Source organism: Campylobacter sp. 2018MI01 (genome assembly GCF_018501205.1).
Classification (GTDB): domain Bacteria; phylum Campylobacterota; class Campylobacteria; order Campylobacterales; family Campylobacteraceae; genus Campylobacter_E.
In genome coordinates this window covers 1-1,742 of the sequence record NZ_JAHCZE010000111.1, presented here as the reverse complement: position 1 = coordinate 1,742, position 1,742 = coordinate 1, and the positions used below count along the sequence as shown (strand labels likewise).

At 21.8% G+C, this 1,742-nt stretch carries 1 protein-coding gene; it reads left to right on the top strand.

The features are described 5' to 3' along the window. Nucleotides 1–666 precede the first annotated feature (666 nt). Entirely contained in the window at nucleotides 667–1,707 is a 1,041-nt protein-coding gene (locus tag KJQ97_RS09195; RefSeq protein WP_214120660.1) for an APC family permease, read from the top strand. Nucleotides 1,708–1,742 lie beyond the last annotated feature (35 nt).

Here is a 1,742-nt window from a genome sequence, read left to right as displayed (position 1 = left end):
GATAAATGGTATCCATACAAGTATTTTAATACAGATTTTTTACTAAAACAATTATTAAAAAATAACTTCTTACTACTAGCCCACAAATATATTTTCATTTTTAGAACATAATTAATAAGTAAGCATTAATAAATCTATGTTGTGTTGTAGCTATTGAATATTTATCTTTGATTATTAAAGGTTTTAATCATTTCATTGTTATAAAATCTAGCTAAATTTATTAGAAATATTTTTTATAACAATTATCAAATAGCCTTATTTTATTGACTACACTTACGATTATTTTTTAACTATAATTTGTGCTTTTTAACGAATTTAAATCAAATTCTAAGATACTTTTCCTAAACTACACTAAATCACCATTAAAAGCTCTTTTATATTTTAGCCAATCTTCTATACAAATTCTTTTAAACTTCAAAACCTCATCAATTCTTACTATTAATTTTTAAATTAAAAAGATGGCAAAAGAATTTATAAAAATTATCAAAATATAAAACTACAAATTTATATAGAATTTGAATTTTGACTAACGATTCTAAAATTACAAAATACATTTTCTTACTTTTTTGTAAAAAGTATTATTGCATTTACTTCACAAACAATAACCAAATAAAATTCACAATATATTAATCTGCTACAATATAAAAAAATATTTAAAGGTTGAAAATGAAATTTCAAAAATTTAAAGAATACATTATAAGACAAAAAATGAATTTTAAAAATTTTACAGAAGATGTTGTTAAAAAAGAACAAAAAAAACTCCAAAAAATACAAACTAAAAAGATGAATTGTTTAAAATTGATAAAAATTATTAAATTAATAGGAAAAACATCATTTATTATAGGACAATTCTTACTACTATCTCTTATTATAACTTCAGCAATTTCCTATGGATTTGTATATATGTTTAAATTAAAATATCCATTAGTTTTAACTTTTGAACAATTTTTAACTTTTGGCTTCTCAAATTTATTCGCTATAGCACTAATAATACTACTTACATATATGCCAATTGAAGCGATAATCTCATTTTCTGTTATGAAAATAGTAAATTTTTTTGATGTTTTTATGAAATATTTAGTCATAGCAACAATAGCAATAATGCAATTTTTTATTCTTTTAATAATGAGTAAATTTGACATTATAACCTTGATTGTTTCTATAGGTTCATTTTTAATGTTTTTTGCATTAGTTTTTAGAATATTAAGCCACAAAACTGAAATCAATACAATCAGATTTGCATGGGCTTGTATTGCAATTTGTCATTTTTGCTTTTTAAATTACAATACATCTGCAGCAACTGGTTTGGGAGATTACAACGCTACAATAATGGTTGATAAAAATAGTTTTATAAAAGATATGTTTGATGGTTTTTACAATAAAAATAACAAATATCACTATAAAGGCAATTATATTGAGCTAAAAGATGTGAAAATATTATCAACCTTAGGAGATATTGCTTATGTGGAGTTATGTAGTAAAAATATGGAAATAGGTAAAACATTAGAAAAAGATTGCAAAAAAACTATAAGAGTTGAATTTATCAAAAAAGACATTCATATAATAAGAGATGGTAAAAAGCAAAATGTTACTAATACAGAAAATGATAACGATAAAACAAACAACGAAAGCAAAGAACGAAATGAACAAGATTTAGATAAATCTAACGAGAATAATAAAGAAGAAAAAACCACTAAAAATAACTAGAATTTAAAATAGGAATTTCGTTTGTTTACAACTCT